24 protein-coding genes and 2 pseudogenes are annotated in these 26902 nt (G+C 59.8%); 10 read left to right on the top strand and 16 right to left on the bottom strand.

What is annotated here, in order from left to right; translation table 11 throughout:
• The first annotated feature begins 625 nt into the window (after positions 1 to 625).
• Positions 626 to 1501, top strand: a complete 876-nt coding sequence (locus tag CU102_RS24760; RefSeq protein WP_106713743.1) for a glycerophosphodiester phosphodiesterase — start codon at positions 626 to 628, stop codon at positions 1499 to 1501.
• Between the two features lie 16 nt (positions 1502 to 1517).
• Here CU102_RS24760 and CU102_RS24765 read toward each other — a convergent pair whose 3' ends face one another.
• From CU102_RS24765 to CU102_RS24800, 8 genes are all read right to left on the bottom strand, one after another.
• Positions 1518 to 2339, bottom strand: a complete 822-nt coding sequence (locus tag CU102_RS24765; RefSeq protein WP_106713744.1) for an inositol monophosphatase family protein — start codon at positions 2337 to 2339, stop codon at positions 1518 to 1520.
• On the bottom strand, positions 2339 to 3334 hold the full coding sequence (locus tag CU102_RS24770) for a LacI family DNA-binding transcriptional regulator (RefSeq protein ID WP_106713745.1): 996 nt from the start codon (positions 3332 to 3334) through the stop codon (positions 2339 to 2341). Before CU102_RS24770 ends, CU102_RS24765 begins: the two co-directional genes overlap by 1 nt.
• Positions 3331 to 4071: a glycerophosphodiester phosphodiesterase gene (locus CU102_RS24775; protein ID WP_106713772.1), complete on the bottom strand. Its 741-nt coding sequence runs from the start codon at positions 4069 to 4071 to the stop codon at positions 3331 to 3333. Before CU102_RS24775 ends, CU102_RS24770 begins: the two co-directional genes overlap by 4 nt.
• Before the next feature lie 23 nt (positions 4072 to 4094).
• Positions 4095 to 5150, bottom strand: a complete 1056-nt coding sequence (locus CU102_RS24780; RefSeq protein ID WP_106713746.1) for an ABC transporter ATP-binding protein — start codon at positions 5148 to 5150, stop codon at positions 4095 to 4097.
• Positions 5150 to 5974: a carbohydrate ABC transporter permease gene (locus tag CU102_RS24785; protein WP_106713773.1), complete on the bottom strand. Its 825-nt coding sequence runs from the start codon at positions 5972 to 5974 to the stop codon at positions 5150 to 5152. The genes CU102_RS24780 and CU102_RS24785 overlap by 1 nt, the downstream gene beginning before the upstream one ends.
• Before the next feature lie 7 nt (positions 5975 to 5981).
• Entirely contained in the window at positions 5982 to 7289 is a 1308-nt protein-coding gene (locus tag CU102_RS24790; RefSeq protein WP_106713747.1) for a carbohydrate ABC transporter permease, read from the bottom strand.
• Positions 7290 to 7310: 21 nt separating this feature from the next.
• Positions 7311 to 8657 carry an extracellular solute-binding protein gene (locus CU102_RS24795; RefSeq protein ID WP_106713748.1) on the bottom strand — a complete coding sequence of 449 codons (1347 nt, stop codon included), beginning with the start codon at positions 8655 to 8657 and terminating at the stop codon, positions 7311 to 7313.
• Between the two features lie 193 nt (positions 8658 to 8850).
• Positions 8851 to 10413 carry a sulfatase gene (locus CU102_RS24800; protein ID WP_106713749.1) on the bottom strand — a complete coding sequence of 521 codons (1563 nt, stop codon included), beginning with the start codon at positions 10411 to 10413 and terminating at the stop codon, positions 8851 to 8853.
• Positions 10414 to 10514: 101 nt separating this feature from the next.
• Here CU102_RS24800 and CU102_RS24805 point away from each other — a divergent pair, with 101 nt between their 5' ends.
• The gene (locus CU102_RS24805; protein WP_106713750.1) at positions 10515 to 11411 is read left to right on the top strand and encodes a LysR family transcriptional regulator; all 897 of its coding nucleotides are present in this window, start codon (positions 10515 to 10517) and stop codon (positions 11409 to 11411) included.
• Positions 11412 to 11456: 45 nt separating this feature from the next.
• On the opposite strand, the pseudogene CU102_RS24810 reads toward CU102_RS24805, so the two are convergent.
• The 3 genes and pseudogenes from CU102_RS24810 to CU102_RS24820 all read right to left on the bottom strand — a co-directional run.
• Positions 11457 to 11825: pseudogene (locus tag CU102_RS24810) on the bottom strand (transposase); the annotation flags it as partial.
• A 378-nt stretch (positions 11826 to 12203) separates the two neighbouring features.
• A complete protein-coding gene (locus CU102_RS24815; RefSeq protein WP_106713774.1) occupies positions 12204 to 12509 on the bottom strand; it encodes a hypothetical protein in 306 nt (101 codons plus the stop codon).
• A 520-nt stretch (positions 12510 to 13029) separates the two neighbouring features.
• The gene (locus CU102_RS24820) at positions 13030 to 13272 is read right to left on the bottom strand and encodes a helix-turn-helix transcriptional regulator (protein ID WP_106713751.1); all 243 of its coding nucleotides are present in this window, start codon (positions 13270 to 13272) and stop codon (positions 13030 to 13032) included.
• 377 nt (positions 13273 to 13649) lie between these two features.
• Between CU102_RS24820 and CU102_RS29520 the strand changes: the two genes are divergently transcribed.
• Together CU102_RS29520 and CU102_RS24830 are read left to right on the top strand one after the other, a co-directional pair.
• Positions 13650 to 13865, top strand: a complete 216-nt coding sequence (locus CU102_RS29520) for a hypothetical protein (RefSeq protein ID WP_133624756.1) — start codon at positions 13650 to 13652, stop codon at positions 13863 to 13865.
• A 12-nt stretch (positions 13866 to 13877) separates the two neighbouring features.
• A complete protein-coding gene (locus CU102_RS24830) occupies positions 13878 to 14105 on the top strand; it encodes a helix-turn-helix domain-containing protein (RefSeq protein ID WP_106713753.1) in 228 nt (75 codons plus the stop codon).
• 322 nt (positions 14106 to 14427) lie between these two features.
• On the opposite strand, the gene CU102_RS24840 is transcribed toward CU102_RS24830, so the two are convergent.
• Positions 14428 to 15321, bottom strand: coding sequence for a LysR family transcriptional regulator (locus CU102_RS24840; RefSeq protein ID WP_106713755.1), 894 nt, complete (start codon positions 15319 to 15321; stop codon positions 14428 to 14430).
• A gap of 115 nt (positions 15322 to 15436) precedes the next feature.
• Between CU102_RS24840 and CU102_RS24845 the strand changes: the two genes are divergently transcribed.
• From CU102_RS24845 to CU102_RS24855, 3 genes are all read left to right on the top strand, one after another.
• Positions 15437 to 16615, top strand: coding sequence for an NADH-dependent flavin oxidoreductase (locus tag CU102_RS24845; RefSeq protein WP_106713756.1), 1179 nt, complete (start codon positions 15437 to 15439; stop codon positions 16613 to 16615).
• Between the two features lie 107 nt (positions 16616 to 16722).
• Positions 16723 to 17202 carry a (2Fe-2S)-binding protein gene (locus CU102_RS24850; protein ID WP_106713757.1) on the top strand — a complete coding sequence of 160 codons (480 nt, stop codon included), beginning with the start codon at positions 16723 to 16725 and terminating at the stop codon, positions 17200 to 17202.
• A gap of 2 nt (positions 17203 to 17204) precedes the next feature.
• The gene (locus CU102_RS24855; RefSeq protein WP_106713758.1) at positions 17205 to 19394 is read left to right on the top strand and encodes a xanthine dehydrogenase family protein molybdopterin-binding subunit; all 2190 of its coding nucleotides are present in this window, start codon (positions 17205 to 17207) and stop codon (positions 19392 to 19394) included.
• A 353-nt stretch (positions 19395 to 19747) separates the two neighbouring features.
• Here the strand turns inward: CU102_RS24855 and CU102_RS24865 are convergent, their stop codons facing one another.
• Both CU102_RS24865 and soxR read right to left on the bottom strand, forming a co-directional pair.
• The gene (locus CU102_RS24865; protein ID WP_166648618.1) at positions 19748 to 20920 is read right to left on the bottom strand and encodes an adenylate/guanylate cyclase domain-containing protein; all 1173 of its coding nucleotides are present in this window, start codon (positions 20918 to 20920) and stop codon (positions 19748 to 19750) included.
• A gap of 621 nt (positions 20921 to 21541) precedes the next feature.
• Entirely contained in the window at positions 21542 to 21976 is a 435-nt protein-coding gene (soxR, locus tag CU102_RS24870; protein ID WP_106713761.1) for a redox-sensitive transcriptional activator SoxR, read from the bottom strand.
• 86 nt (positions 21977 to 22062) lie between these two features.
• Here soxR and CU102_RS24875 point away from each other — a divergent pair, with 86 nt between their 5' ends.
• The 3 genes from CU102_RS24875 (at position 22063) to CU102_RS24885 (ending at position 26141) form a co-directional block, all read left to right on the top strand.
• Positions 22063 to 22785 carry an SDR family NAD(P)-dependent oxidoreductase gene (locus CU102_RS24875; RefSeq protein WP_106713762.1) on the top strand — a complete coding sequence of 241 codons (723 nt, stop codon included), beginning with the start codon at positions 22063 to 22065 and terminating at the stop codon, positions 22783 to 22785.
• The gene (locus tag CU102_RS24880) at positions 22782 to 23975 is read left to right on the top strand and encodes an S-adenosylmethionine:tRNA ribosyltransferase-isomerase (protein ID WP_106713763.1); all 1194 of its coding nucleotides are present in this window, start codon (positions 22782 to 22784) and stop codon (positions 23973 to 23975) included. Before CU102_RS24875 ends, CU102_RS24880 begins: the two co-directional genes overlap by 4 nt.
• A 315-nt stretch (positions 23976 to 24290) precedes the next feature.
• Positions 24291 to 26141 carry an adenylate/guanylate cyclase domain-containing protein gene (locus CU102_RS24885; RefSeq protein WP_106713764.1) on the top strand — a complete coding sequence of 617 codons (1851 nt, stop codon included), beginning with the start codon at positions 24291 to 24293 and terminating at the stop codon, positions 26139 to 26141.
• Between the two features lie 70 nt (positions 26142 to 26211).
• On the opposite strand, the gene CU102_RS24890 is transcribed toward CU102_RS24885, so the two are convergent.
• Positions 26212 to 26667: a GNAT family N-acetyltransferase gene (locus CU102_RS24890; RefSeq protein WP_245425531.1), complete on the bottom strand. Its 456-nt coding sequence runs from the start codon at positions 26665 to 26667 to the stop codon at positions 26212 to 26214.
• A gap of 48 nt (positions 26668 to 26715) precedes the next feature.
• Positions 26716 to 26902, bottom strand: a pseudogene (locus CU102_RS24895) (IS630 family transposase); the annotation flags it as partial.

Genomic DNA, 26902 nt, shown 5'->3' on the forward strand with positions numbered 1-26902 from the left:
GGAGGTGAGAGGGGGCCGGTCAAAGCCTCCTGCCTCCGTTTACTGTCGTATCCGCATCTTTGCATCACATAGCGGAATACGGATGTTGGTGGCGATGCCCGCCCGCGCGAACACTAAGTCGGAATTCTCATGGTTAACTGCAGCGCGACACACGTGGCGAATTTCCGCTTGAATCGCGTGTCTATCCTGACATCCGACCGAAGGAGCCGAAACAATGCCTGCTACCGTCATGCATGGTCCGGCGATTCCGTGCTGCTTAATTGCCAACCGCTGCTTCGATCGGCGCGGACAGAACCTGCCCGAGGTGCTCGAGACGAAGCCTCTAGATCGACGGTGTTCCTGGCGCTCGGCGCGCTGGAAGTGAAAATCTAGCCGATGGCTTCGTTAATTCGACTCCGCTCAAGGCGCTCATTGGAAATCACTCATCCCGATATGCTTTGAAGAGTGATTGTAGAATTCTAGGAACCAATCGGCATCGGTGGAAAATCCGCTATTATCGGCATTTTCAAACGAACTTTTGTCCCTAACATTCTACATTGTACAGGCAATAGCGAGTGGTCATTTGCAAGACCTTAATTAAGTGCCATGCGACACAGGCCTTGCACAGCAACAGGATGAGAGTCTCATGTCTCATGGAATTTCGCTCGATTTCGACGGCAGGCGCGTCGCGCTGAAGTGGCACCGCCTCAGGCGCCGGATGAGCGATCCCGTATTCGGCAGCAATAATCTTCGCGAAGGCATGCGACTCGGCGCTTCGATGGAAATCGATTTGCGCGTCACACGCGACTTCGACTTCGCCGTTCTGCACGATGCGGCCTTGGAACGTGAGACAGATGGTAGTGGTGTCGTGGCAGAACGGTCGTGCAACCAGCTCGCATCCATTCGTTATGACGACCGCGATCTGCCGGGCGTGGCGCCAGATGCGCGCCCGCTGCTCCTTCTCGGCGATCTGACCGCCCTTCTGGACGGCGCGCATCCGGAGGCCTTGCTGCAATTCGACATGAAAGACAGGTTGGCGGCGGTGCAGCGAGAAGGCGTAGAGCGGCTGAAGCAGGCTTTCGCCGGCAAGCATGTTCCGCTCGTCATCAGCGGTGCGTGCAGCGACCTGATCCTCGCTCTCAGCAACGAACTGCCGCAAATCCGTCGCGGGATTGATCCGACGGATCGGCTTGTCGATCTCTTCCGAAAGGCTGATATCCGAACGGCGCTGCAGGAGTTCCGATCGGAAATTCGCGGGCCGGCTCAACCCGAGATCGTCTATCTGTCGTGGCAGCTCCTGCTTCACACGCTCCACGCCGGCGTCGATCTTGTCGCCATCTGTCATGATGAAGGCAAATGCGTCGATGCCTGGACCTTCACCCTGTCCGATCCCGAAGCCGGCTTCAATGATGGCGAATGGCGTGACCTGTCCCGGCTGCTGTCGCTCGGTGTCGACCAGATCACGACGGACGAGGCGGTCGCGACGGAGCGAGCCTATGTGACACGCATCCGCTCAGGCTGACTTTGCGGTCACGGGGCTACCTTTTGTTGAATCTGTCTGAAAGTGCGCCAAAGTGACGGACCATTCCGGGCGCACAAGCTGCAATCGCGCCGCCTTCGGCGAGCATTCGGGCCAATGGGGGCATTGTTACCTGCGCGCCTGCCTCGGTCGCGATTAGCACTCCTGCAAGGACGTCCCAGGAATTGAGGTGCGCCTCGAAGTAGAGGTCCGCTATGCCGTCGGCCACCCGAATCAGCCCGACCGCCGCTGATCCAAGCCGTCGATATTCGATGCCGATCTCGTGCAAGCCCCTCAGCATGGTCTGATAAACGTCGAAGCTTGTTCGCCGCGAATAACCGACAATCGCCAGCGCTTCGGTTGGGTCAGATCGGAGGGATACCTTGACCGGACGGGTTTCGCAGAAGGCGCCGCCCCCCAGCGACGCGGAGTAGACATTGCCGGATGCGGCGTCGAAGACGCAACCAACCCTTACCTTGCCATTATGGACATAGGCGATCGACACGCCCCAGTGTCTGAGCCCGCGAATGTAGTTGGCGGTACCGTCAATCGGGTCAACCACCCAGAATCCGGCCTGGGTCGGCTTCCCGCCGGTCTCCTCTCCGACAAATCCGTCCTCGGGAAAGGCGCGTGCCAGTTCAGATTTGATCGTGTCCTCTGCGCGCCGGTCGGCAGCGGTGACGAAGTCCTGCGGGCCCTTCGCCGAAACCCCCAGGGCAACGGCATCGGCGGTGTTGCGGAACGCTTCCGCTTCGCGGCCAACGGAGCGCGCCAGTTCGCGGGCGAAATCGAGCCGGGCAGCAATGGCGGCCGCGCCGACGGAATGGGTTTTTCCGGGCATCAGGCGGTGACTCGCCGCACCAGCGTCACTGGCGTCAACACCGTGCGCTCTTCGAGTTCGGGGTCTGCCATACGGCTAATCAACAGGTCGATGGCCTGGCTCGCCTGAATATCGCATGGCTGCCGGAATGTGGTGAGGCCGTAGGCCTGCCAGGCTGCCTGGCCAATGTCGTCGTGCCCGATGAGCCTGATTCGGTTCTTTGGATCTTGTGGCTTGGTTCTCAGCGCGTCGATCACTCCGCACGCCATATAGTCGTTGATGCAAAACAGTCCGTCGATACCGTCGAGGTCTCGGCCCGCTGCGAGACCGTTCTGATAGTCGTTGATCAAGACCGGTACGACGCGCGGCGCGCAACCGAGGTCCATGCCCCGCGCAACGAAGGCCGCCTCGCGGTGGCGCGCTGCATAAGAGACGTGCGAAGCACTGAGGACGGCAAGTTGTTTCGCTCCGCACTCGACGAGTGTTTCGGCGGCGACACGGCCGGCGGTCGCGTTGTCGGAAATGACCCGATCGACCAGCGGGATCGGGTCGCCCTTGTTGATCAGAACGATCGGAATGCCATGGACGGCGAACTCCCGACAGAGTTCCGTCGGAGGCGCGTCCGAGGTCACCAGCACCCCCGAAACGTTGTAGTGCAGGAGCTGGTCCATGACGTGATCCGCACTCTCGCCCTGGTCAGCCGGCAGAAGGATAGGGCGAAAATTCCGGCTGACCAGTGCCTTGGCGATTTCGTGGACCTGCTGCGCCCGGAAGGGGTTATCCATGCCTGCCACCACGATCCCGACAAGGTCGGAACGGCGATTGATGAGGCTGCGGGCGAGGTAGTTGACGCGGTAGCCGAGTTCTTTGGCTGCCTTGTGGACCTTCTCTCGCGTTTCCGGGGAGACGCTGGCATTGGGCGTGAACGTGCGCGAGACCGTCGCCCGCGACACGCCGGCCTGACGCGCGACGTCGAATGAGGTCGCCTTCCGGCTCGGATTGTCTGAAGACCTCATGCTGCCGCTGCCTTGTCCGCCGCTGCCCTTATCAACTCCGGCCGATCGGAGCATATGCCAAGGACGGGCAAACCTATGAGATCATCGATAATCGTCGGCCTTTCCTCGTGCCAGAGCACAATGCCGCGACCGGCATTCTTCGCGCGTTCGAGAAGCTCCGTGGTGACCAGATCCTGCGGCCGGTTACCGCCACGCTCCCAGCATAGGTGGATGATGTCGGCGCCCGCAGCGTCCGCAGCTTCATGGGGATCGACCCCGAGCGGGACCAGGACCGAAAGCGGATAGGGACATCCCGCGTCGCGCAGTTCGCGCACAAAACTCGTATTGAAGGAGCCCAGCACCGCGAAGCTCTGGTCATTTGCCTCGAGCTCGCGCCAAGCAGAAATGCCAGTCCCGGCAGCCTTCAACTCCACGTAAAGGCCCGTGTCGAGGTTGCGGGCGAGCGCCGCCACTTTCGAGAAAGCCGGCACTTGCGCACTTGGGAGAGCTGCAAGCTCCGAGGCGGTCAGCGCCGAAATGCGTGCGTCGATTCCGAAGACACGCAGTAGATTGTCGTCGTGGCTGACGACGCAGACGCCGTCCTTCGTCAATTGCGTGTCGAGTTCCCACATCTCGGCGCCGAGACTGGAAGCGAGCGAAAATGCATTCAGCGTATTCTCCGTCGCATGCGCGCTCGCGCCGCGATGACCGATCGTCAGCGGAAAACTCAAGCTTTCTGGCCACTTGAACCGCCCCATGAAATCGTTAGCGACAGTTGCTCTCACAGCCTTGCCCCATCCTCTCCGAAAACGAAAATCCTGTCGGATCGCATGAACCATTCCACCTCGTCGTTCAGTCCGACATCAGAACGCACGGGCTGGATCGACCGCAAAACACGGCCATTGGGAAGTGTGAGATCATAAAGGTTCTCACGCCCCTGGGTCTCCACAAAGGAAATGCGCCCTTTGACCGGCACATCCCCCGCAGGCCCGAGATTTTCCGGCCTGATCCCAACCACGACACGCGCGCCATACGAGGGTAGCGCACCGGCCGATTTAGGCAGCCGGATGTCGGTACCGGATATGTCGATCGCGCCGTCGCCGACCACACCGTTCAGAAACGCGATCGGCGGGTTGCCGAGGAACCCGGCCACGAATTCCGTCCGCGGGTTCTCGTACATTTCCGACGGCGTTGCGATCTGGATGATCCTGCCGGCGTCCATGATGGCGATGCGGTCGCACATGCTCATCGCCTCGACCTGATCGTGCGTGACCAGAACGGCGGTGATTCCAGTTTCGAGCTGGATGCGCCGGATTTCCGAACGCATCTCCAGCCGAAGTTTTGCATCAAGATTGGCAAGCGGCTCGTCGAGCAGCAGGACGTCCGGCCGGCGCACCAGCGCGCGGGCCAGCGCCACGCGCTGCTGCTGGCCGCCCGAAAGTTCAGCCGGCCGACGGCCGAGAAGCTTCTCGATATGGACGAGCCGCGCCATCTCGTTCACCTGCCGGCTGATTTCGTCGGCGGACAGCCGCCTGACTTGGAGCGGGAAGGCGATGTTCTCCTCGACGGTCTTGTGCGGATAGAGTGCATAAGACTGAAAGACGACCCCGACATTTCGCTCCTGTGGGGCGATGCGTGTTACGTCCTTGTCGCCGAAAAGGATGCGGCCGCCTGTCACCTTGTGGATGCCGCAGATCGCGAACAGCGTGGTCGACTTGCCGCAGCCGGAGGGTCCGAGCAGGGCGAGCATCTCGCCGTCCTTGATCTCCAGCTTCATGTTTTCGATGACAGTCACAGCGCCGAACGATTTTGTGAATCCGTCGAGCAGGATGCGCATTAGCCTTTCGTCCCCCCACCGTAGATGTTCATGAGATAATTCTGGAAGGCGAAGAACAGGATCAGCACCGGCGCGATGTAGAACAGGCCCACCGATTTGAAGAGCGCCATGTCGAAATTGTTGTCATCGGCGATCAGCGACGCGAGGTAGACGGACAGCACCTGCACCTGGTTGCCCGGTGCGAGAACCTGGGGCAGGATGAATTCGCTCCACCCCAGCAGAAATGAGAACAGCCCGAGGGCAAACAGGCCGGGGCGCACTTGCGGCAGCACCAGACTGTGCCAGACCCTGAATCGGCTCGCCCCGTCCTGGATGCCGGCCATCTCGATTTCCCAAGGCACGGTGTCGTAGAATCCTTTCATGATCCAGATGCCCAGGGGCATGTCGATTGCGGCCTTTACCAGGATGACGCCGACGAGCGAATTGTAGAGCCCGACCATCTGTAGCACGAGGAAGATTGCGACAATCAGCGTGATGGCGGGAAAGGCATGCAGCACCATGACGCCGGCAAGGAAGAAGCTGCGTCCGGGCACGTTGAGGCGCGACAACACGTAGCCCGCGGTCGACGAGACGGCAAGCACGATCAGGCAGGACGACGTCGCGAAGACTAGTGAATTCAGTGTGACCCGCCAGATATTCGGCCGGCCGCGCGGCGTCTCCCAGAGGAAGCTCCAGTGCTCCAGGGTGAATTCGTTTGGGACGAAGGAGCCCACCGGGGAATTGGTAATCGTGTCGACGATCAGGTAGGCATACATCAGTAAGAGGGGCGCGCTGAGAAGGGAAAGTGCCAGCACCACGGGCCAACTGCGGAAATTGCCGGTCATCATTGCCTCAATGCTCGATCAGCGGCCGGGCCACGAGCGCGCCGTAGTTGAACAGCCGCAGGTAAACCAGCGATAGGACGATGCCGATAACCACCAGCACCAGCGCCATGGCCGCGCCGTAGCCGTATTGAAGGTTGCCGGCGTAGTTGTTGAGCGCGGTGTGGTAGATCGCGAGCGCCCAGACTTCGGTGGTCCCGCCGGGACCGCCATTGGTGGACAACAGGATATATTCGAATGACGTCAGCAGAGACAGCGTCTGGTAGCAGGTCACGAACAGGATTGGCCATCTAAGCTGCGGCAGGATGATGTGCCTGATCTGCTGCCAGCGATAGGCGCCGTCGACTTCGCTGGCGTAGAAGAGCGATTGCGGTATGGCCTTGATGGCGGAGGAGAAGATCAGCATTCCCATGGACGCCCCAACGAGCCCATTGATGAACACGACGACAACCCACGCATTGGCCGCGGAGTCGAGCATCCAGTTGCGCGGCCGCACGCCGAAATCATCGAGCACGGCGCTCAGGAATCCGGTGTCCCAAGCCAGCCACTTCCACATCAGCACGTAGATGACGGGCGGCGTGATGCGTGGCAGAAGCCACAGAATCCTGAAGAAGCCGGCGGGCCGCTCGGGCATGTAGTGGACGGCGAGCGCCAGTATCATTGCGAATCCAGTGTTGAAAAGGACTAGCGTCAGACTGACATAGGCCAGTGTGTTGAACAGCGTCCGCGCCGTATCGGGCGTAGAGACCATGCGCCTGAAGTTCTCGGTCGTCCACGTCCAGCCTGAGTAGCTCGCGGCCGCAAGTGCCGCCTTTTCGTCTTCGGTGAGTTGCGCATCGATGGCTTTGACCGCGGCAAACAGCGCGGCCTCGTCCGCAAAGCGTGCGTTGGCGAGGGACCGGCTGAACTCGGCCGAGATCAACTTGACCTCCGGTGTAGAGGGACGCTCGCGAAGGCTGCGGATCATGCGCTCGACATCTCGGCGCACCGTGAACGTCTCATTCAAGTGATTGCTGCGAAGCTCCGCGACAATCCCCGGCGCGACGCCCTTCGCCTCGAGAGTGGCCAGTCCCCGCTCGTCAATCACGAAGCTCGGTTCACCCAGTTTCTGAGCCAGTTCGACCATGCCGAACTGGTCGCGCAGCCTCTGGATCGCATTCGGCGCAAGCTGATAAGCGCCGCCCGTGATGCCGGTGGAGGTGCTCATGGTGGTGAAGGAGAAGACCGCGGTCAACGCCACGGGCACGAGGAAGAACAGGACCACCAGAACGATTGCCGGTGCCATTAGCACGAGGCCAAGGTTTCGCGAGCTGTTCACACTGTCCTCCCTGCTGAATGATCAGCGCACCACGATCGCCTCGCCGAGCGAGCTCTTCAGCTCGGTCTCGAGATCCTGAACCGCCTGCCCTGGCGCCTTCTGGCCGGTCCATGCGCTCTCAAGGCCCTTCCACATGGCGTTCCAATAGGTACCGAAATCCGAGTTGTTGGGCATGGCGTTGGCATAGGGCAGGAGACGCTCCGTCGCCTCGCGCGCCCAGCGGTCGCTGCTATAGAGATCAACGTTCGCCTCCTGCTTGGTGATGCCCAGATGCGCGGACTTGATCGCATGAAGCGCGTTGATGCGCGGTTCCGACGCTATCTTGATCAGTTCCGCGGCGATCCCGGCATTCTCCTCGCTTTTATTCTTTGTCAACAGATAGACGAGCGGGTGGGTAAGCGTATTCGCCTTTCCTTCCTCACCGGCGGGGATGAGCGAAAAGGCGACGTTGCCGAAGAAGTCGGTCAGGCCCTCCTGATTGACGTAGCGGGCATAGTGCCAGGTACCGCCATGCCAGATGCCAGCCTTCCCGCTCGCCACTTCGGCGAACCACTGGTCGTTCGGCGTGCCGATATGGTTCTTTCGGGTGACGCCTGCAGCGACGGCATCGACAAAGAACTGGTAGAAGCGTTGCATCGCGGCCTTGTCTAGGACGAGCTTTCCGCCCTCTTCCATCACGCCGCCGAAGCTGGTGTAGAACTGCCAGTAGTCGGGACCGTTGTTCGGGCGCGGGTAGAACCCGTAGCCGGGCTTGACCACGCCCTTGTCCTGCATCTTCTTGGCGTCTTCGATGACGTTGGCGAGCGTATACTCGCCCGACTGGACCTTGGAGGGGAGCGCATCGAGATCAGCGTCGGAATAGCCGATCGCCTTCATGTGCGGCTTCCAGAAGAACAAGGGACGCGATTCCGCATCCTGGGGAAGCCCGTAAAGCACGCCGCCGTAGGACGAGATTTTGATCAGGTTTTCATACATGTCGTTGATCGGCCAGGCGTCGAGATTGAGGTAGTTCTCGACGGGCACGATGAGCCCAGATTGCGACCAAGGCGCAATGTCTTCGTGGCCGGTGACGACGATATCGGGAGCATTGCCGGCTTCGGCGGCGAGGGTCAGTGCTTGCTTGAAATCATCCCAGGTTGGATAGGTCTTCTTTTCGACGGCTATGCTGAGTTCCTTGCCGCGGATGGCGTACTCTCGCTCCAAGATGTCGGCAGCAATGTCGATGGCATCGACGCGGTAATTGTCGTTCGGTCCGGTTCCGCCGGCCCAGACGCTGATCGTGACGTTCTGCGCGGCCGTAAGCCCTGTGCCGCTAAAGAGCGCTACGGCGACAGCGGCCGCCTTGATGGTCAATCCCAGTTTCGTCATCTTGTGTTCCTCCCTTGTCTTGCCGGTAGCCAGGGACGATTGGCATTCAAAGACGCCGTCTTCGTTGGCTTGGCAGTTACTCCTAATTCCGCAAGCTGACAGCTGAATGACAATTGTTCACGTGCGCAAATAAACCCGAAACTCGCCAGCGCCTCAATGTACACGTGTACATTGCCATGCACTTTCCCATGGGTCAATGGCGCCGGAGCATGCTGGTGGCCTTGTGAGAAGGTCCGCCCAGTCCATAGCGGAGGTAGATCTCCGGGGGCGCTTCGTGTGTCTCCAGAACCATTCGGATGCCTTCGCGTAGCCCGGCTTCCACGCTGTCGTCGCGAAACGGCGCAAATTGCTGCGGATCCTTGGCGAGGTCGAAAAGCTGCGTTCCCATGTTCTCGAAGACCCGTCGATCGACGTTCGGAATGCGGCGGGAGTCCCGCGTCGCGTCGATCCGGAGCAGCGGCATTTGCCTGGTGAAGCCGAAGCCGCTGACCAGTTCGGCGCTGGCAAGCTCGGCCGCCGTCATCATCGAGCGAATATGCATGGGCATCAGCGTGTATTCGTGGAGGCCGGTCGCATAGAGATCCTCGGGATAGATGTAGTAGGCATAGCGGCCGTCGGTTGCGCCGATCGGGCCGCCGAACATGCCGAAAATCCCCACTTCGCGCAGGCGCCCCTTGCCGCGCAGGATCGAGAACACGGACCGCCCTTGCACCTCGGCTGGTCCTTTCACTCCAAAGCAGTCGAGGATCGACGGCATCAGATCATAGGTCTGCGTCAGCGCCGCCTGGCGGCTGCCGGCGAACGACGCAAAGTCCGGATGATGGGCGATCAGCGGGATGTGTGAGATTTCCTCGTAATAGGGCTGCAGGTTCTTGCCCCACCAATCATGCTCAGAGAGCAGGAATCCGTGATCGGTGGTGAGGACGAGCGCTGTGTCATTCCACATCTCGCCGCGGTCCATGAAATCGAGCAGCCGGCCGAAATAGGCGTCGCACATGGCGACCAGCGCGGCGTAGTTGCCCCTGATCTCGGCGACCTCTTCCGCGCTATCGGTGACATGCTCGTAAAAAGGCCAGTTCAGCACGCCGCCCCGCCAACCGCTCTCGAAGGTCTGGCGGAACCGTTCGGGTGCGTCGAAGGGTTCGTGCGGATCGAAACATTCGATCTGCAGGAACCAGCCGTCGGCGTCCTTGTTCGCTTCCAGGAATTCGAGGCCCGCGGCGAAGCAGCGTGGGCCGGGATAGTCCGCTTCCTCGCGCATGGTTTCCTTGTTGATAGCGTGCTGCAGCCGCATGCGCGAAGAGGCATCGATGTCATGTCCGAAGGGGTAATGTCTCTGGTCGAATTTTTCTCGGAAGCGCTCGAGCGGCGGCTGCACCATCGCTTTCCAGGGATCGTTTTCCTGGCCCCGAATGAAATCCCAGGTCGAATAGCGCGTGTGGTAGGTGGCGCCGCCTTCCTCGAAATAATGCGCATGATCGGTGACGAGATGCGTATGCACGCCGCCCTGCTTCAGGATTTCGGCGAAGGAATTGTCGAAGGGCTCCAGCGGGCCCCAGCTGCGATGCGGAAAATTGAGCCGGCCGGTATGGATGTCGCGCCTCGCCGGCATGCAAGGGAGGCTGCCGACGTAGTGGGTATCGAACGTGACCGCCCGCGCGGCGAAACGATCGAAATTGGGCGTCGGGAGCGTCCCTCCATAGCTTCCTAGGGCGCGACGATTCAACGAATCAAAAAGGACCAAAATGAAGCGCATCGGTTTCGACCAAGCTGACCATCGAACGCTGACCATAGCTGCTCCACAGTCGCTCCGAAAAATGATATATTTTGCTTATATCCATAACTTGAGGTTATATCGTGGATCGCCGTGTAAAAGTTTTTCTCACAATCGCCGAAACGGGCAGCCTGACCGCAACTGCCTGCGCACTCAACATTACGCAGCCGGCTCTGACCAAGACGTTGCGGTCGTTGGAATGCGATCTGGGCGCGCCCCTTTTCGATCGGCATGCGCGAGGGTGCAGTTTAACATGGGCCGGCGAAGTGCTGCTGGCCCAGGCGAAGTCGATGCAACGCGCCTGGAATTCTGCCAAGGAGGAGATTCGCGCCATCACGGCTGGTCGCCTCGACACTTTCCGGATCGGCGCGGGCCCGGCCTATCATCCGTTGATCGTGCCCCAACTCCTCTGTCGGCTGACGGGTGAGTTTCCCGAAACCCGGATCGAGATGGATACAGGCGTCAACGATTCCGAAATGCCGAAGCTGATCGCGGGCGATATCGATCTCCTGCTTGGGTCACTGGATGGCCAGCCCCCCGACAACATCGAGCGCCTCTGGCTGCTCGATGTTGAAACGGCGATTTATGTTCGATCGGAACATCCCCTTGCCGCCCGCGACGATATTGATCCCCTAAGCCTCAGTGAGGCCGTCTGGCTGGTCTACAAGAAGGACGACATGGTGCATGCGAGGATCAATACCTACCTCGCAGCTGCCGGATGCCGCGAGACCCGCATCGCCGTTCAGGTCGGCGCTTTGACCTCGGGCTTCGAGATTGTCAGGGGAACCGACCTTCTCATGTCGGCTCCCCGGCAAGTGGAGGCGATTGCGCGTCAATACGGTCTCGTTCCCCTCCGCTATGCCGAAACCATCTGGACGTTTCGCTCAGGCGCCTGCTTCCGAAACGCCAGCCTGGCCTACCCGATCGTCCGTCGCAGCCTCAGTCTCCTCTCCGACCTTTGTGCCGCACCGCTTGGCTGAAAGAAAATGTCAGAGGCGTGCCACCGGCGACAGGTCACCATGGCCCCGGAACAGCACCGCCCTGGCTTGTTGCCATTCCGACCTGGGTTCCACAAAGCGCATCTCCGGCCGCTGCGCTGCGATCACGATCGCCTCGGCGTCGGCCGCATCGTTTTTCTGCCGCTTCACGAACGGCCGGACATATTGTGGTGCAATCAGTTTCACCGCATGGCCGAACTCCACGACCTGTCGAGCCCAGTAGTGCGCGCTGCCGCAGGCTTCCATCACCACGACCGCAGGTGCTTGATCCGCTATAAACTTCAGAAACTGCGACCAGGACAGCTTTTTGCGGAACTTCACCTCGCCAAGCATCGACGCTCCGTGGAGCACAAAAACACTCTTTGCCAGGTCCACACCAATCATCGTATCGTTCATTTTGCCGCCTTCTCCGCTTTGTGGGTTAACGCACCACAACATTGGCACATTGCGATGCCGTCAGGGGAGGGCGGCAACCATCCCATCTCGTCTGGAACATCTGCTCCCAAAGGATGAGAAGCCACTGGTTTATGGGCAAATGTTCCAACGGCAAATACAATCTGCGGCTTATAATGGCGATGCTGACAGCGCCGGGTCCATGCGGGGCGGATACCGCGAGTTCGCTTCTTGGGTAGGAGACTGAGAAACTGTCGGACAGGGTCCTCTTTCCGGCTGAAGGTTTTTGGCAATCTTCAAAATTTGTCGCCCAAGCTGACCATTCCGCCGGGCCATTTCAGGCATCGGCCGCGTATCGAGACTTTGCAACGACGTGAGTTCTTAAATCCCTGAACCGTCGAGCTGCTCGGCATCTTCGCCTTCCCAGGGTGAGGGCATAGAAGTGCGATTAAGATTGGCCGAGGGCATCGGCATCCAGCACTTCAATTCTGGCTCGGCATATTCGACGACCCGACCGGGTGAGGAATCAGAGGCGCGCCAGCCTTCGGCACCGAACTGGTCACCATTCGACCAATAGGCAAGATCAACTTCTGCCTGCCCCTGTTCGGATGGGCGAATCGTTACGAGGATTCGACTGCCGTCTTTCGGCGCGCTCGCCATGTGGCGCCAGCGGTCTGGCTCGTCCATCGTTTTTCCTCTTGACTTGCTGCGGGTTGCAAGTGTCGCCTCGCCATCGAAAACGGTCAACTCAAACTTTTTCACAACCCATCTTGCGAATTCCGTTGCATACCGCCGCCTGACAACGAATGCGCCCTGGTCGCCTGTGGCATGGCATGGCGTCCTTCAAACATGCGCCATGGCGGCCGGCTGCTGGCCGCCGCGGTTGCGTCAGGCCGGTCTGGCGACACGGCGCTTCTTCCCGCGGTTAATCTCGGCCTGAAATCCATTGCCGGCTCAGTTCACGCCTTGTTTCGGGTTTGTGCTGAAAAGATCGCATAACGTCTCAAGAGGAACTGCATGCTCTCATGCGAAGCTCTCGTATTGCGCAGCGTTGGTGCCTGTTGCGGTGATGGGCATTAGCATGTCAGCCCGGTTTCGCATCCAGTTGTAATCGTCCGCTCGTTCAGCAATGGCCCGCTTCGAGGAATGATTGAGCGAATTCTCGTTGAACAGCTCGTCGCGTACTCGCCAATTGAAAATGCGCGTCTCAATTGGTGACGGTTTTCCTCAACCTTACACCCGGACCTTCTCCGTTTTCATCCACGAAAACTACACCTGCCGTTTCAAGGGCTTTTTGCAACGCCAAGAGATTGTTGGTGTTGGGCGTCCGTCGCCCTTTCTCAAAGTCCACGACTGTATTTCGTGAAATATTTGCAGCCTCGGCAAGTTTGGCTTGATCCATTTCGACAAGCGCCCGACCGGCGCGACATTGTGCGGAAGAAATTGGCATTATGCCCAACGTTGTGCATGGTGTTGACAAAGGGCCCAATGTTGGGCATGGTGCGCAATTGATAGCACGAAGCACGCCATAGGAGCAACGCGATGGGCGACCATTTCCGCGAACAGGATATTTTTATCTTCATTGCCGGAGCTGACGCCCTACGGAAGCCCATCGAGGACACGCTTTGGTGAACCCCGACGGACCGAAATGCCAGCGCAACCGCTATGTGCAGGGCGATCCTCACGACGCAATCTACGGCTATAAAAGGTGAGCGTGAGGACGAGCGGGATAAGGATGGTGGGGATGATGAGCCATCGCCAACCTGGACCCATTTAACCAGGTGGGAACACCCCCGACACCAAGCGACAGATAGAAGAGGCGGCGATATGAATGTTCCCGTATTCATTTTCGATGATTTGGCCGAAGCGCGCGACTTGATCAACGCCAGTGCCCGCAAGCAGGTATGGGTGGCGATGGACAAACCGCGTCGCTTTATCGCCGACATCGCCGCGAAGCCTGATGCCGCTTTCTGCACCGATGCTTCAGGGCAGCATCGTACAAACGACAGAAAACTGGAGATGGCTCTGGCGAGCCGATCATGAATCCCGATCGCAATGGACACGTTCGACCCTCTTGCGCTGCGTAAGCTTCTCGCCCGCAATATGCGCATCCGCCAGGCAGAGCTTGCTATCTCGCAGGAAGAGGTTGCCCTGCGCACCGGACTGACCCAGGCCTATCTCAGCGGCATCGAACGGGAGAAGCGCAACATTTCCCTCGACACCATTCAAAAAATAGCCTTTGCCCTTGAAACAACGGGATCGGCGCTGCTCAACATGCGTTAGCGGCCCGATCGTCAAACAAAACGCCACCTCGCCAATGAGCCGGGTCGGCCTTTCGGCGGCGAATGCCGGTGGCGGCCGGATGTTCGGATCCCGTCAAGGCGATCAATGGAAATCGCTCATCCCGACATGCTCTGAAATGTGATTGTAGAATTCCAGGAACCAATCGGATTCGGCGGAAAATTCGCTCCATTTTCCAACGAACGTTTATCAAGGGGTGCCAGTTTTGAACAGACGCCGAAATCAGCGTGAACGTTGAAGGGCTTGTTCCATTTAAAACCGCGGATCGCGAGTTCGATCCCGTTCGTCTCGACCGGGACCGCCATTACCCTCTACAGCGGAGTGCTTCGATCAGGAGGTGGAAGGCCGGCGTATGTTGTCGTCTGCTTGGGTAGTAAAGGTGATAGCCGGAGAATGGCTGGCACCAATCTTCCAGCACACGGATCAGACGTCCGTCGGCAATGTGCTGGGAAACCTGACTTTCAAACGTGTAAGCCAGTCCCAGCCCATCGAGGGCAGCGTTTTCCAGCAGTTCATTGTCGTTGAGGACAAGCGGCCCATTCACCCGGACCTCAAGTTCAATACCATCACGCTCGAACTCCCAGGCATAAAGCCCGCCTCCTGTGCTCTGACGGTAGCCTATGCAATTATGCTCGCTAAGGTCACGCGGCGTTTCGGGAGCCTTTCGGTTGGCAAAGTAAGATGGGGAGCCAACCACCGCCATGCGGATATCCGGGCTCACCCGAATTGCCACCATATCCTTCTGGACCTGCTCGCCCAGGCGGATGCCCGCGTCAAATCTGCCAGCGACGATATCGGTGAGCCCTTCATCAACATTGATCTCGACGTTGATATCGGGATACTCAGGCAGGAGCTTTACCAGAGCGGGCCAGAGCACCATTCTTGCGGCATGCCGGAAGGTCGTGATGCGGATCGTGCCTGCAGGCTTGTCGCGAAGTGCGGTTATGGCGGCAATTTCACTATCGATGTGATCGAATGCCGGACGCAGGCTGAGGAGCAGCCTTTCGCCTGCGTCCGTCAGCGACAAACTGCGCGTCGTTCGCGAGATCAATCGCAGACCGAGCCGTTGTTCCAGCATGCGGACGGCATAGCTGAGTGCCGACTGGGAGAGGCCAAGCTTTGCGGCCGCACGAGTGAAACTGCCCTCTTCAGCAACGGCGATGAATACGGCCAACTCACTGAAGTCGCCCTTTCTCATTTATAAACCCCATTTATAACTTCATGCAGATTATAGCGACTAATCAGCGTCCATGTCCTCCTCTATTTATTCGCCAACACCACACGCCATTACATCGGCAAGCGGATGAGAGACAATGAGCAAGACACACCCGAAACTTTTCGAACCATTCATCTTCGCCAAGGGAATGACTCTGCGCAATCGTGTCGTCATGGCTCCCATGACGACTTGGGCCGGTAATCCAGACGGGACGGTTTCCGACGAGGAGGTCGGTTACTACCGCCGCAGGGTGAACGGAGTCGGCCTCGTGATCACGGGATGTAGCCACGTCTTGCCGAACGGCATTGGCTTCACCGACGAGTTCGCTTCGTACGACGACAGGTTCGGTCCGAGCTTGAAACGGCTGGCGGAGGCCGCCAAGAGCGGTGGCGCGCCCGCGCTGCTCCAGATATTTCACGCTGGAAACAAGGCCGTCTCAGAACTGGTTCCAGGCGGCGAGGTCGTCAGCGCGAGCGCCATAACCACCGAGGCAGGCCCCTTTAGCCCCTCGGTCACGCCTCGGGCGCTGACGCATGGTGAGATACTCGACGTCATTCGCGCGTTCGGCGAGGCAACACGGCGCGCCATTGAGGCCGGATTCGATGGCATCGAGCTGCACGGCGCGCACGGCTTCCTGATTCAGAACTTCCTTTCGCCTCGATTCAACCAGCGGACGGATGAGTGGGGCGGCTCACTTGAAAACCGCATGCGCTTTCCGCTGGCGGTGTTGCGGGAGGTCAAGCGTGTCATAGAGTCCAGCGCCAAGCGCCCTTTTCTTCTCGGTTACCGCATCTCGCCGGAAGAACCGGATGAGGGCGGACTGCGGATCGACGAGACCCTTCTGCTCGTGGAGAGCCTCGTCAATTGCGGCGTCGATTATATTCATGCTTCGTTGGCGAGCGTACTTGAGGCCAAGCCTATCGGCGGTACGGGAGAGAAGACGACAGCGAAGCTGGTTCTCGAGCGCGTCGGCGGACGCGTGCCCGTCATTGCCGCCGGTCAGATCAGGAAGCCCGATCAGGCTGCGAACGCCATGGAGCTGGGGCTTTCGCTGGTTGCCGTCGGTCAGGGCCTGGTGGTGAACCCGGATTGGGTCGAGCTAGCAAAAAGCGATCTCGATGAGCGGATCGACACTGCCCTCAGTCCATCGAAGGTTCCGAGTATTGCTATCCCGGGCAAGCTATGGGCGGTAATCGAGGCTACCACCGGCTGGTTCAAGCTTCAGGCGAAGCCGCGACGCACCACAGCCCAGGCGGAGCTCAGTCCCAGTGCATAAGAGCCCCAACCGGGAGTTCGCCATCGATGGCGCGTCTGATGAGCGCCATTTGAGTGCGGAGTGAGCGTCTGAATCCAACGGCTAAAGCAATCGCAAGCGAGGAGTTCATGGAATACGATCTAAATATCAACGGAGAGCAACGCCGCGTGGACGTCGATGGCGATACGCCGTTGCTCTGGGTCATCCGCGATGTACTGGGGATGTACGGCACTAAGTATGGGTGTGGCATTGCGCAGTGCGGCGCCTGCACGGTCCATATTGATGGCGAGGCAGCGCGATCCTGTCAAACCTTGGTGGAAAGCGTCGGTAGCTCAGCGATCATGACGATCGAGGCGATTCACACTACCACGAACGGCCGCAAGATTCAGAAAGCCTGGCAGGATCTCGATGTGGTGCAGTGCGGATACTGTCAGTCTGGCCAGATTATGTCGGCAGCGGCCCTGCTGTCGGAGACGCCTATTCCCACGGATGCCGACATTGACAATGCCATGTCCGGCAACATTTGCCGTTGTGGCACCTATGTCCGCATTCGCGAAGCGATAAGGCATGCCGCAACGCTCGACGGCAACGCGAAGCAGGGAGGCTAAAAATGTACATGAAGGGTACTTCTTCCAAGTCATCGCCCGTCGACACGCGGCTGTCGAGGCGTTCTTTTTTGTTCGCCGGCGCCGCAGCCGGGGGTGGCCTGCTGATTTCGATCAACGCGTCAATGTTCCGCGCAGATCGCGCGGCTGCCGCTGACGCTCAGGTTACAACCTTTGCGCCAGGCGCGTTCATCAGGATCGACAAGGCGGGCAACGTGACGGCCATCATTCCACAGGTCGAGATCGGGCAAGGCGTCTACACGTCGATGCCGATGCTACTCGCGGAAGAGCTGGAAGTGGAGCCCAATCAGATCCGGGTAGAACAGGCGCCGCCGGACGACAAGCTTTATGCCAATCCGAAGCTCGGGTTCCAGGCAACAGGCGGCTCGACCTCCATTGCCGCGTTCTACGAGCCGTTCCGGCATGCCGGCGCCGTGGCGCGCACGATGTTGGTCGCCGCGGCCGCGGAAACCTGGGGCGTCGACGCGTCCGGCTGTCGGGCCGAGAACGGCACCGTGATCCATGATGCGAGTAGCCAGCGCCTTACCTATGGCGATCTGTCGGCAAAAGCGGCGACGCTCCAGATGCCGGATAAGGTCGCGCTGAAGGATCCGAAGGACTTCAAGGTCATTGGAAGATCGCTGAAGCGGCGAGATTCCGTGGACAAGACAACAGGCCGGGCCCAGTACAGCATAGATTTCATGCTGCCCGATCTGAAGGTTGCTGTGCCCCAGGCTTCGCCTATCATTGGGGGCAAGCTCGTGGGGATGGATGAAAAGGCTGCCCTGGCTGTCTCCGGCGTCCGCAGGGTTGTTCGCTTCGATGATACCGTCGCGGTCATCGCCGACCACACCGGCGCTGCCAGAAAAGGGCTTGCAGCGCTCAACCCTCAGTGGGAAGGCGGCGCGTTAACATATTCGACGGCCAATTTGGTGAGTGATCTCGACAAGGCAGCCGCCGGCGAAGCTGTGGTTGCGACCAATGAAGGCGACGTCAAGAACGCAGCATCTGTTGCGGCAACGACCCTCGAAGCCAGATATGAATCGCCGCTGCTTGCTCACGGGACAATGGAGCCGATGGTATGCTCGGTAAGGATCACAGCTGACGGCTGCGATGTCTGGGTCGGGACACAGGTGATTGCTCGCGTGCAGTCGGCGGTGGCCGAGGCTACCGGCCTTCCTGTCGAGAAGGTCCGCGTCCACAATTTCCTCATGGGCGGTGCGTTTGGCCGCCGGCTGGAGACGGACTACGCCGTACAGGCGGCAATGATCGCCAAGCAGGTCGACTTCCCGGTCAAGGTGATCTGGACGCGAGAGGAGGACTTCCAGCACGACGTCTTTCGTCCTTACTATGTCGACAAGCTCTCGGCGGGTCTTGATGAAAACGGTATGCCGACAGCCTTCTCGCACCGCGTGGCGGGTTCCAGCGTGATGGCCCGTTGGACGCCAGCCTGGTTTGTCAACGGGCTCGACCCAGACGCCGTCGACGGCGCTGCCGGACCCTACAAATTTGACAACCCACTCATCGAGTATAGCCGATCGGAGCCTCCGGCGGGATTGACGACCGGCTGGTGGCGCGGCGTCGGGGTTACCCACAATTCCTTCCCCGTCGAGAGCTTTATCGATGAGATGGCTGTGTCTACGGGCAAAGACCCTGTCGAGTTCCGGAGAGTTCTACTGGCGCAATCACCGCGCGCAAAAGCCGTCCTGGATCTTGCGGCCGAGAAAGCCGGATGGGGTACGCCGATGCCCGCCGGAAAAGGTCGCGGCGTTTCGGTGATAGTGCTGTTCGGGACGCACGTGGCGCAAGTCGCCGAAGTCTCGGTCGATCCCCAGGGTGATGTTCGACTCGAGCGCGTCATCTGCGCCGTTGACTGCGGACTGGTCGTGAACCCTGACGGCGCCAAGGCGCAGATTGAAGGTGGAATCATTTTTGGTGCCAGCGCGGCGCTCTACAACGCGATCGAGATCGAGAGCGGGCGCATCGTCCAGACCAACTTCGACACCTATAGGGTCATGCGGATCGACGAGGCCCCCAAGATCGAGGTCTTTTTCGTGGAGAGCGATCAGCCGCCCACCGGAACTGGCGAGCTTGGTACCGCGGCAATCGCGGCGGCGATCGCCAACGCGGTCTTCGCGGCTACTAGCAAGCGGCTACGCAGGCTTCCGGTTGGTCTCGACGTGACCGCCAAATGAAAGAGCCGATCGCTGGGCTTTTGGAATACCTAGCGATCTATGCTGAGGCGCAAAAAAACAACGCGCCCCGGCATAAGAAGCTTCCGGAGGGTCCATCGTCGTCGGAACTGTGCCGGATGAACTTGTGGCCGAGTCGAGCACTACGGACGTTTGTAAAATCGAAAAGACCATCAAACGATCCGGGGCAGGGCGAGCAAGCTTGCGCTGGAGTGCTCCAGCTTCGGACTCGGCTGCTGAGTCCCGGCTTCGGCTATAGCTTGGCAATCGAGAGGTATGGGCGATCTGGCATCGATGCCGGAAAAATATGGTAGGTGGAAAATCGCCGGGACTAGGAGATTGGCCAAGCGTACTGATCAAGAGGTTTGGACGTCGCCTAACGCGGGCAGGGTGAAGACCCGCTGTCGCTGCTTGACATCCCGCAAGCGGTAGCGTCCCAGATCGATCAGAGGCTGGTCGACCTCCCGCGCAAGGGCATGTGAGACAAGAACTTCTCGATCCAGCCTTTTGGCCAAGTCCAGGAGCCGGCTTGCCCGGTTCACGGCTGGGCCGATGACGGTGAAATCAAGCCGGTGTGACGCGCCGACATTGCCGTAAGCCACCTCGCCAAAATGCAAGGCCAAGCCATGGACGACCGGCGGAGTGTCCAGTGATCTACGCTGGGCGTTTTCGGCTTCGCTTCGTAGGCACATCTCCTGTGCGGCGGCCAGAGCCTTCTGACAGGCCGTCTCGCGGTTGTGTTCGGCCGAAGTTGGGAAGATCGCAAGTACGGCATCGCCCATAAACTTGAGCACCTCGCCACCATGCGCCTCGACCACTTCTCCGATCGTGCCGAACCAAGTGTTCAGGTGAGCCAACACGTCAGGAATAGCTGAACGCTCGGATAGAAGAGTGAAGCCGCGTAGATCGGCAAACCAGATCGCCGCCTCGATCAGCTCGACCGCGCCACGGTCCACCCGGCCCTCGATAATGCGCTGCCCCGTGTGGGGTCCCACGTAGGTGTCGAGGAGATCAATAGCGATGCGGCGGAGGACGTGACGCTCCAGATATGGGCTAAGAAGCTTTGCGGCGAACTCCAGCCCATCAAGTGATACCGGGTCAAAGCCTTTCGGCAGCCGGGTGGCGAAGGAAATCACGGCGGTTCGCGTCCGATCCAGGAAGGGCAGGGGGTACATCACGTAGTCCGTCGCGCCCGACAAGCGCAACTCTTCAAGGAGCGGCATGTCGGGGCAAGGCTTATCGAGCCGGCGTCGGAAAGGCTGTTCGGTATCATCGACGATGCGGGTCGGGCTATTCAGATAAGACTGGGACGTGGGCGCCGTCGCCCGGTCCGATGCCGCTACCGACAGGCTCTCATCCGTCCATACATGCTGCCATCCGCTCACCTCCGGGTGCAGCACCTCGAGCCCTAGAGAGGCGCGCCAGAGAGGTAAACCAGAACGGACGATCTCGCGACAGAATGCGTCAAACAATGCCCCGACGCTGTGATGAGGTGCGCCATCCGCCAGCCAGCGCGCGATATCGTCCATGTAAGTCATTCTTCCTCTTTCGGGGCACACATAGGAGCAACCGTTCTCCGCGCCACTCGAGCTAGCCTTGCATATACTAATCGCCGCTCCCATCAGTCATATGTTACGCATCTGAAGGGCTCTGTAGAGACTTTGTTCCACAATTGCGCTTGAGGGATTTTCTTATATGGCGTGCGATATCAAAAACGGAACGGCATGTCCGTGGTGACCGGGCGTGCGCATCAGTCGTCCTGCTGCACATCAGTGTCATTGCAGAATTCCAGGCGACAATTGAAATCCGCCCTTATCGGCATTTTCAACCAAACGTTTATCTCCATCGGTCGTCGCCACTTTCGAGCAAGAAACTGCCTGAGATTCTCGATATGTGCTTCAAAAATCGCATAATGCCTCATCCGGAACCGCAGGTTGTGGATGCCACAGCTTCGCCATTACGACCCTGAACCGCGCATCCCGTCATGATCCAGTCGTCGCTCGGCGAATTTCCGCTTGGATCGAGAGTCTCTCCTGACATCCGACCGAAGGAGCCGAAACAATGCCTGCTACCGTCATGCATGGTCCGGCGACGTGTGATAAAAACAGGTCGGAGCCTTGAGATTGACAACCCTACTGCCGGAGGCCGATTCACCCCAGCCAATACCTCGGCCCCGGCCCCTTGCGCCCTGCCAAATCAGCAGGGTTCGCCAGGCTACACCGGTCGATCGACAGGCAGCCGCAACCGATGCACTCGGTAAGCCCGGACCGCAGGCGCTGCAACTCGGCTATGCGCTGGTCGATACGCCTTGCCCACTCGCCCGATAACCGCGACCAATCCCGACGAGACGGCACGCGATCGGATGGCAACTTGGCGAGTTCGGCGCCTATTTCCTCAAGCGTCAGGCCGATCCGCTGCGCAAAGACGATGAACGCGATCCGGCGCAGCACGGACCGGTGATAGCGCCTATGCCCCGAGCCCGCTCGCTCGGACGCGATCAGCCCGCGCTCTTCGTAGAAACGCAGGGCCGATGAGGCGACGCCGCTGCGCCGCGACGCGTCGGTGATGGTCAGCATCGGATCCATGCATAAACGAGAGCACGATTCTCGCTTGACTTCAAGTTAACTTGAACTTGTAGCACTACTCCTACGGATTTGAAGGAGTACCGACAATGCTGACGAATATCGATCTTCAGGGCCTTCGCGTGACAGTTACCGGCGGCACGTCCGGCCTTGGACTGGCGCTTGTGCGGCAGCTTACCGCGAAGGGTGCGTGCGTCGCCTTCGTCGCTCGCACTGCCGCAAATGTCGAAGGCGTCGTAGCCGAGACGGGCGCGTACGGCATTGTCGCCGATATAGGCAAGAAGGACGACATCTACCCGATCGCGATGCAGGTCACTGCCAGCCTCGGCGGGGTCGACGTCCTGATCAACAATGCATCGAGCCTCGGTCCTGTCCCTCTGGCGCTTCTTGCCGATACCGATTGCGAGGAGCTGGAAGCAGCGCTCGCCGTCAACCTCCTCGGCGCGTTCCGACTGACCAAAGCTTTATTCGGTGCGCTTGCCGCGTCCGCACGCGAGGGCCGCGGCGCGTTGGTGATCAACATCTCCAGCGACGCGGCGGTCAACGCGTATCCCGGCTGGGGCGCGTATGGTGCGAGCAAGGCCGCTCTTGCCCATCTTACGGCGATTTGGGACGAGGAGGCGAAACCCGATGGCATAAGGCTCCTCGCGCTCGACCCTGGCGATATGGACACCCCGCTTCACGCGCTGGCGCTTCCGGACGCCGATCCGTCGACCTTGAAGGCCCCCGAACTGGCTGCTGCCGAGATGATCGAAAAGATGCTCGACGCCTTGCCGGTCCGGGCCAGGCTTCTCGCCGGGGAACATGCATGATTACCGACAACCGCTCTGATCGGCGCTCCGCCAGGCTGTTCGTCGTTGAGGCGGACGGCACGATGCGTGACCTGCCGCGCACCAGGCTCGCGACGCTATTCGATCCCGGCGATCTGATCGTCGCCAATGACGCCGCGACCTTGCCTGCCAGCTTGCATGGTACACATGTCCCAAGCGGCGAGGCGATCGAGATTCGCCTGGCCGGCTGGCTATCACTTCCCGATCCTACCCGCTTCGTGGCGATTGCCTTCGGCTCGGGTGATCACCGCACGCGCACGGAAGACCGGCTGCCTCCGCCTGCGCTGTCAACTGGCGACCGCCTTCGGCTCGGCCCGCTTGAAGCCGTCGTCGAGCGCCTTCTCGACCATCCTCGACTTCTCGAGCTGTACTTCCCAGGTATCCGCGCAGCGGTGCTTGCAGGAATGGCGCAGCACGGCCAGCCGATCCAATACGCGCATGCTCCCGAGCCGTTGGCGCTGTGGGATGTTTGGACGAAGATTGCCGCCCGGCCGTTCGCGTTCGAGGCGCCGTCGGCGGGCTTCGCGCTCGACTGGCGCACGCTCCAAGCCTGGCGTCGGCGCGACGTCGGCTTCGCAGCACTCACGCATGCCGCGGGCGTTTCTTCCACCGGCGATCCCGCGCTCGACTCGCGCCTTCCCCTCGACGAGCCGTACCGCATCCCTGAGCGCACCGCGGCGCAGGTCGCGCGGGCGAAGCTCCGCGGCAGCCGCATCATCGCGATCGGCACGAGTGTCGTGCGCGCGCTTGAGGCAGCCGCCAATGCCGATGGCAGCGTGCGCGCCGGAAATGGCACTGCGACAGGGCGCATCGCGCGGGGCACGCTGCTTCGCGTGGTCGATGCGATTCTCACGGGCGTCCACCAGCCCGGCGAAAGCCATTTCGAGCTCCTGCGCGCCTTCGCCGACGATGCCCTGCTCGCCGAGGCCTCCGCAGCGCTCTCCGCGTCCCGCTACCGCGCGCATGAGTTCGGCGATTCCGTGCTGCTTAATTGCCAACCGCTGCTTCGATCGGCGCGGACAGAACCTGCCCGAGGTGCTCGAGGCGAAGCCTCTAGATCGACGGTGTTCCTGGCGCTCGGCGCGCTGGAAGTGAAAATCCAGCCGATGGCTTCGTTAATTCGACTCCGCTCAAGGCGCTCATTGAAAATCACTCATCCCGATATGCTTTGAAGTGTGATTGTAGAATTCTAGGAACCAATCGGCATCGGTGGAAAATCCGCTATTATCGGCATTTTCAAACGAACATTTATCAATGACATACGAATTCGAACACAACAGCCAAATGGCGGCTCAGGAGTTTGAAGTCCGTTCGGTCTCGTTACGAGTTTCATCTTAAGATAATTTCCTATAGTGGAGCTCGAGGATGGAAGCTGGATCATCCCACGACTGAGCCCTGCTCCAACCGCAACCCCCGTTCGAAAGCGCGCTTGCCCAGTTTGTGATATTGTTCTCGCGGGAAATTCGACCCAAACAAGGGGGACGGTCGTGGACCGTAAACTTGTTGCCATACTTGCCGCCGATGTCGTTGGCTACTCCACACTTATGGAGCAGGACGAACAGGGGACCTTCGAGCGTCTCAGGGCTGGGCAAAAGGAACTGTTCGAACCCGAAATTGCCCGCCATCATGGCCGCATCTTCAAACTTATGGGCGATGGCCTCCTTGCGGAATTCGGCAGCGTCGTCGATGCGGTCGAATGTGCGGTGAGCCTGCAACGGGGGCTGGCGGAACGCAACGCCAACGTCGCCGAGGACCAACGCGTTCATGTGCGCATCGGCATCAATCTCGGCGAAGTGATCGTTGAGGGTGATGACTGCTACGGCGACGGCGTCAACATCGCCGCACGGCTCGAGCAGCTGGCCGATCCCGGTGGCATCTGCGTGTCGGGCAAGGTGGCGCGCGAAGTGGAGAATAAACTCTCCTTCGGCTTCGAGCCAATGGGCGAGCAGAAGGTCAAGAACATCGCCGAGCCGATCCAGGCCTTCCGCGTCAAATTTGATGGCATTCCGTTACCGCCGAGAAGCACGGGCAAACCGGAAAAACATTGGGCCACCGTCGCAATCGGCGGCGTCCTTGCTCTACTGATCGCGGGGGGTGGTAGTTGGTACGTTCTGCGGTCTCCAGTGGCTTTGTCGCGCGAGCCGTCGATCGCGGTCTTGCCCTTCGCCAACATGAGCGGTGATCCGTCCCAAGACTATCTCGGCTCCGGCATTGCAGAGGATATCATCACCATGCTTTCGTCCTTTCCCGAGCTGCGCGTTGTTTCCCGCAGCTCGAGTTCCGTCTACGACAAGCCGGTGAAGGTGCAGCAGGTCGGGGAAGATCTGAAAGTCAGCTACGTGATCGAAGGAAGTGTCCGGAAAGCGGGCGGCAAGGTGCGCGTTACCGCCCAACTCGTCGATGCATCGACGGGAGAACATGTCTGGGCCAAGCGTTATGACGAAGAGAGCGGCGACGTGGCAGTCCTGCAGGATAACGTGGCCAACAGGGTGAATGACACCATTGCGGGGCTGAGGGGCGAAATCAGGAAGAAGGAGGAGGCCGACGCTTGGAGCAAAGCCGCTCCCAGTCTGGAGGAATATGACTACTACCTGCGTGGCCACCAGTTGTACTTTCGCTTCACCAAGGAAGACAACGCCGAGGCGCGCGCAATCTGGCAGGAAGGGTTGGCGCAGTTTCCCGACTCCGCCCTGTTGCGGACGAAAATAGCCTTTAGTTACATTCATGATATCGGGTGGGGCAGCACCGACGATCCTTGGCGCGACACCGAACTGGCGTGGAGGCTCGGTACGGAGGCGCAGGCCATTCCGCATAAATCGCGGCTGGAGACCTTGTTTTGCCACTGGGTGATGACGGCCCTGTACCAGTGGCATGAGGGCGATTTCGCGCGCTCGGTTGTCGAGGCCGAGGCGGCGGCCAGCCTGGTTCCCTATGATGCCTGGGCCCGAGCCGACCTTGCATACTATCTGGCCGCCGCGGGCAAAACTGATCGGGGGATCGAGTTGCTGGAAGATTCGATCCGGCGCGATGCCAAGAACATGGACTGGTACTTCGGAAATCTGGCTATCGCCTATTACTTCGCCGACCGTCCGGCGGATTCCGTGGTCGCGCTCCAGAAAATGAAGGCACCATGGGACATCAATCTGGCTGCGGCCTACGCGCGGCTCGGCAAGCTGGATGAGGCACGCGCCAGCATTGCAAAGCTTCTCAAAGCCAAACCGGGCTGGACCATCCAGAAGGAAGCAGTGTTTCCGACAACGAAGCACCCGCAATACGTCGAACCGCTCCTCACGACCTATCTCTCCGATCTCGCCAAGGCGGGGTTGCCAGAGAAATAGTGCCTGGTCTCGCCGCGGTATCGGCAGTTCCTTCCGACTTTGTAAAACTTGGAGTTCGTCAGGGCGAGATTCACAAGAGACGAAACCGAAGCACATGATTGGGGTAGGTCTGATCGCCAATCTGAAAATGTGTCTCTCCGACCTTCTCAAAGCCATTTCTACTGTAAAAATCTGCCGCCCGCTCATTTCCAGCGTTTACCGACAACCAAGCGTTCGGCCTTCCGGTGGAGGCACAGAACTCCAAACCGGTCTCCAGGAGACGTCTGCCAGCACCATTTCCTTGGTGCCGTGGTTGAACATAGAGAGTCGAAATTTCAACGTCGGAGCAGATGTCGATGGGCGCCACCGAGCCCAATGACACGCGTATAAACCCCTCGATGCCAATGGAGTTTTGTGAAACCCAGATGGTTTCATTGGCCGATGACAGGATTTCCTCGAAACGAGCAGCGGTAAATTGTTCCAACGCATAGTCCGCAAAGAATGCGTTGACGCCATTGCGGATGTAGGTGTTCAGCCAGACTTCCAAGCTTACCGCGGCCAGGCTGGAAGCATCCCCGACGTTGGCTAGAGCGTTTCATGTTTTCACCGAAGCGTATCCTGCGTTGGTAAAGTAGTTGGCGCATTCGTCTGGTTTGATGGTGTTGGCGAGGTAGCCGAGATGGCGCCAGGTGTCGTCGACGGTTCGCTTTTGAGCCTGGCGCATCCAGTGCTTGATCTTGGCAAAGACCTGTTCGATCGGATTGAGGTCGGGGGAATATTTC

It is taken from the genome of Phyllobacterium brassicacearum (genome assembly GCF_003010955.1).
Taxonomy (GTDB): Bacteria; Pseudomonadota; Alphaproteobacteria; order Rhizobiales; family Rhizobiaceae; genus Phyllobacterium; species Phyllobacterium brassicacearum.

Bases quoted from the DNA above. Each gene is read 5' to 3' on its own strand.
- CU102_RS24780 (WP_106713746.1), bottom strand. From the start codon at position 5,150: ATGCGCATCCTGCTCGACGGATTCACAAAATCGTTCGGCGCTGTGACT.
- CU102_RS24765 (WP_106713744.1), bottom strand. From the start codon at position 2,339: ATGCCCGGAAAAACCCATTCCGTCGGCGCGGCCGCCATTGCTGCCCGG.
- CU102_RS24830 (WP_106713753.1), top strand. From the start codon at position 13,878: ATGGACACGTTCGACCCTCTTGCGCTGCGTAAGCTTCTCGCCCGCAAT.
- CU102_RS24840 (WP_106713755.1), bottom strand. From the start codon at position 15,321: ATGAGAAAGGGCGACTTCAGTGAGTTGGCCGTATTCATCGCCGTTGCT.
- CU102_RS24770 (WP_106713745.1), bottom strand. From the start codon at position 3,334: ATGAGGTCTTCAGACAATCCGAGCCGGAAGGCGACCTCATTCGACGTC.
- CU102_RS24865 (WP_166648618.1), bottom strand. From the start codon at position 20,920: ATGGACGATATCGCGCGCTGGCTGGCGGATGGCGCACCTCATCACAGC.
- CU102_RS24845 (WP_106713756.1), top strand. From the start codon at position 15,437: ATGAGCAAGACACACCCGAAACTTTTCGAACCATTCATCTTCGCCAAG.
- CU102_RS29520 (WP_133624756.1), top strand. From the start codon at position 13,650: ATGAATGTTCCCGTATTCATTTTCGATGATTTGGCCGAAGCGCGCGAC.
- soxR (WP_106713761.1), bottom strand. From the start codon at position 21,976: ATGGATCCGATGCTGACCATCACCGACGCGTCGCGGCGCAGCGGCGTC.
- CU102_RS24775 (WP_106713772.1), bottom strand. From the start codon at position 4,071: ATGGGGCGGTTCAAGTGGCCAGAAAGCTTGAGTTTTCCGCTGACGATC.
- CU102_RS24855 (WP_106713758.1), top strand. From the start codon at position 17,205: ATGTACATGAAGGGTACTTCTTCCAAGTCATCGCCCGTCGACACGCGG.
- CU102_RS24880 (WP_106713763.1), top strand. From the start codon at position 22,782: ATGATTACCGACAACCGCTCTGATCGGCGCTCCGCCAGGCTGTTCGTC.
- CU102_RS24850 (WP_106713757.1), top strand. From the start codon at position 16,723: ATGGAATACGATCTAAATATCAACGGAGAGCAACGCCGCGTGGACGTC.
- CU102_RS24815 (WP_106713774.1), bottom strand. From the start codon at position 12,509: ATGGACGAGCCAGACCGCTGGCGCCACATGGCGAGCGCGCCGAAAGAC.
- CU102_RS24800 (WP_106713749.1), bottom strand. From the start codon at position 10,413: ATGCGCTTCATTTTGGTCCTTTTTGATTCGTTGAATCGTCGCGCCCTA.
- CU102_RS24820 (WP_106713751.1), bottom strand. From the start codon at position 13,272: ATGCCAATTTCTTCCGCACAATGTCGCGCCGGTCGGGCGCTTGTCGAA.
- CU102_RS24785 (WP_106713773.1), bottom strand. From the start codon at position 5,974: ATGACCGGCAATTTCCGCAGTTGGCCCGTGGTGCTGGCACTTTCCCTT.
- CU102_RS24760 (WP_106713743.1), top strand. From the start codon at position 626: ATGTCTCATGGAATTTCGCTCGATTTCGACGGCAGGCGCGTCGCGCTG.
- CU102_RS24795 (WP_106713748.1), bottom strand. From the start codon at position 8,657: ATGACGAAACTGGGATTGACCATCAAGGCGGCCGCTGTCGCCGTAGCG.
- CU102_RS24875 (WP_106713762.1), top strand. From the start codon at position 22,063: ATGCTGACGAATATCGATCTTCAGGGCCTTCGCGTGACAGTTACCGGC.